This window comes from bacterium (genome assembly GCA_021372535.1).
In the GTDB taxonomy this organism is placed as follows: domain Bacteria; phylum Latescibacterota; class Latescibacteria; order Latescibacterales; family Latescibacteraceae; genus JAFGMP01.
Window position 1 is genome coordinate 1 of the sequence record JAJFUH010000172.1, and the last position, 3,462, is coordinate 3,462.

General features: G+C 47.4%; 3 protein-coding genes. 2 read left to right on the forward strand and 1 reads right to left on the reverse strand.

What is annotated here, in order from left to right; genetic code table 11:
* Positions 1-295: 295 nt before the first annotated feature.
* Together LLG96_15130 and LLG96_15135 are read left to right on the forward strand one after the other, a co-directional pair.
* Complete coding sequence (locus LLG96_15130) at positions 296-937, forward strand: hypothetical protein (GenBank protein MCE5251541.1); 642 nt, start codon at positions 296-298, stop codon at positions 935-937.
* A gap of 549 nt (positions 938-1,486) precedes the next feature.
* Positions 1,487-2,647 (forward strand): mandelate racemase/muconate lactonizing enzyme family protein, encoded by a 1,161-nt coding sequence (locus LLG96_15135; protein ID MCE5251542.1) that lies wholly within the window; start codon positions 1,487-1,489, stop codon positions 2,645-2,647.
* 44 nt (positions 2,648-2,691) lie between these two features.
* Here the strand turns inward: LLG96_15135 and LLG96_15140 are convergent.
* Positions 2,692-3,462 (reverse strand): TonB-dependent receptor (locus tag LLG96_15140; protein ID MCE5251543.1); only part of this gene is annotated, 771 nt, incomplete at its 5' end.

Consider the following 3,462-nt stretch of genomic DNA (forward strand, 5'->3'; position numbering starts at 1 on the left):
CCACTCTTAACCATGGAAACTCACCCCGCGCATAACACCTTGATAAAATAGATGTTAGCGGGCGCTTCCCCTCTCTTGTGGCAAGAGAGGGGGCAGGGGGTGAGTTAGGGTGGAGAAAAGGGGTAACAATCAAATCTAAAAACAATCCATATGCCGGTAAATGCCCTGTTTACAGGATATTTCGAACTTTTATAACAATTTTAACCGGACACTATTGATCTACGGTATTATTAACTATTAAACTCTCTGACGCATGCTTTAGCATAATGGACATGCATCTGCAGGGGGAGAATTTATGTTACTTTCAATGGTTTTGAAACAGCATTTTTTACAGAAACGCAGTTTTGTTTTCCCGAAGTACAATATTAAAAACCATTTTTCAGACTTCTTTGTCACATTCGGCAAGACTCATGAGGAAATATCTGAAATCGAGAACAAGTTATACCACTGGTATAAGGAAATTCTGGAAACAACGAAAAAATTATATGTCGTTTGCGGTGAACTGGCATTTGCATGGCATTATCCTGATGTGGTGATGTCTTTTGAGCGTGCTCTGCAGAGAGGAGTTACCATTTCCATGGTTACCGGACCGAGAATCGCCTATAATGAACATAATCCGGAAGAACCTAATCCGATAGTACGACTTTTAGATAATAAAGATTATAAATTATTTATTTATCTGATATATAAAGAAAAATTTCTCTCAGATAATCATTTTGCGATTTCGGATAATAGTGTCTTCCTTGAACTGCCTCATCAGAACGATGCAACTCCTCCGGCAAAATTCGGCCAGACGATAAAGAACGACAGCAGTATAAAAAACGACATGATTGCCGAATTCAATTCACTATTATTCAGCAGTATGAGAAAAAACGTTATAAGAAAAATTGAAAATTCAAACGTACCGGATAAATATAAGTTCTTTATAACTGCTTAATAAATCGGGTCTTATATGATGCATTTTTTCCGGTTTGAAGACAATTCGCAAATACTTATCTTTTTCGGATATGAAATAGCGGTTCTGGCTTTAACATTTGCCGTTTTCAGCGATTTTCACAAGGTTATTTCCGAAAGAAAAATATCAAATATCATTGTAATAAAAGAGTTTATCACAAAATTTTCAATATTCGATTACATTTTCAGTTCCGTAGTTTTATTATCAACGGTCGTAAGAATGTTCATATCGACGAAGTATGATAGTGTCATCGATTCGATCCTGTTGTTTTTCCTTATTATCCAGATTCTTATTTGTTACCGCATAAGAATTAAAAGTTTTAAACTGCAGCGGGCAATTCGAAAAAAATATTATTCGCAGGAAATCATCTGATTTCCCGTTTTATTACCCGCCTTTTCATCCATCCCGGTTTCATGGTATGTGCATTTATCGTCAAATCCGGCAGGGCTGATTTTATTCACAGTCACTGTTTATGTTCCCTGACTGTTTGTAACTTACTGAACTTTTTATATTAAGGATTACTCTTCAACCTTGCATATAACCGACGCTCAGGCATTTCATCTCAAAGCCCCGCTTGTTACGCCGTACAAGACCACCTTCGGCGCCATGACCCACCGTCAGGCAGTCATCGTTCTTTTGACAGACGAGGACGGCACGACGGGCACGGGCGAAACCTACATCAATTTCCCCGTGTGGGCTCCCTTCGGCAGAATGGCCTCGTACCGCGAGGCGTTTTTCCCCGACATTGCCGGAAGGGAAATCGACGACATTCCCCGGTTCGTCCAGGGCCTCTGGAAAAAAAATTACCGTGCCGCAATGCAGGGCCACTCGCTCGGGGCGACCATTCAGGCGCTTGCCGCGATATCGACAGCCCTGTGGGACATCCGCGCGCGAAAGAAGGGTGTTCCCCTCAGGAGCCTTTTTTCCGACAGCCCGTCCCGCGCGGTGAAAATTTACGGCAGCGGGATAAATCCCCCGTTTCCGGCCGATGAGCTCAGGGAAGGACTCGACATGGGCATGGATGTGTTCAAACTCAAGCTCGGATACGGTGACGACGCCGACAAAGCAAACATTGCGGAGCTGAAGAAACTGCTCGGCCCCGGTATCCGGATTTCGGTGGATGTAAACCGGAGCTGGAGCTTCGACACGACCATGGAATGGATGGATTACTTTCGGGACAACGATATCGCCTGGCTCGAGGAGCCGCTCGACATGGTCGATCAGCACCGCTATCCCGAACTGTTCGAGCGGAGCTCCGTTCCCGTGGCGGCGGGCGAAAACTTCCTCATTCCGCCCGGCACGGATTTCCGAAAGGAGAACGAGTGGGGGCTCTCGCTCAACGAGACAGGCCTGGCGCTCAATATAATCCAGCCATCGGTGGTCAAGAACTGCTGCTTCTCTGATGCGGTTCGCTTCATGCAGTTAATCGAGGAGCGTGGCGCGAAACTGTATCCCCATTTTCTCGGCTCGGCGCCCGGGATGGCGGCATCCGCTCAGCTTGCCTCTCTGACGAAGTATCCGCACCTCGAATGGGACATCAATCCCAATCCCATGAGGACGTCGTTTTTCACGGAGCCGTTCAGGGGCGACAACGGGTATCTGGCTCTCAGTGATGCGCCGGGTATCGGCTGGGAAATACGGCCGGAGATTCTCGAAACATGGACTGTCGAGCATGTCCGGGTAAAAGAATGACGATCCTTGTCAAGTTTGGCAGTAAAACCGCGTATTTGAAACGATCATTCCTTTTCGGATTTATCGTTCCCGTCAAATTCACGGTTCCATGCAAGGGTGATGTAAAATCCGCGGCCCGGTTTGGGATATCCCCAGCGGTCGGGCGTATGATTATCGGTTATATTGGCAGCCTCGAATACCACATCGAGACTGTCGCTGATGCGGCTTCGCAGTATGATGGATTGAAGAACCCGTGACGGGAGTTTTTCCCCGGAAAGGTTCGACGGCCCTTTATAGCTTTCCCCTTCCCAGTCCATTTTCCACGTCATCAAAATGCGTTTGAATGTCCGGACACTCACCCTCGTATTCCCTTTCCACACCGGATGATACGGAAGGAATTTCCCGTAGTACCGCTGTTTCTGGATGACCGTTTCATCCGAGCGGTTTTTTGCATCCTGGCAGGTGACGGACAGACGGTATGTGGCAGGCCATCCGGAGAAGGACCCGCCAACCCATGACTCGATGCCCGCGATCTCTGCTTTCCCGATGTTTTCGGAAATGAGATAATCCCCATATGTTCGCCGCTGAATAAGGTCTTTTGCGGTACGATAAAACACGCTCGTATCCATCTCGACGGTTCCGGCGTCCCGGGAGTAATGGAATCCGGCGTCGATGTTTACACCTTTCTCGTCGGAGAGCTTTGTGTTCCCCACAACATCGCCCGTATCGCCGAACAGCTCGCTGAATTGCGGAATCCGTGAAAACGCACCGCCGTTCGCGCGGAGAATCAACGCGGGAGATACACGGGATCTGAAACCCAGGGAACAGGTGGTCGA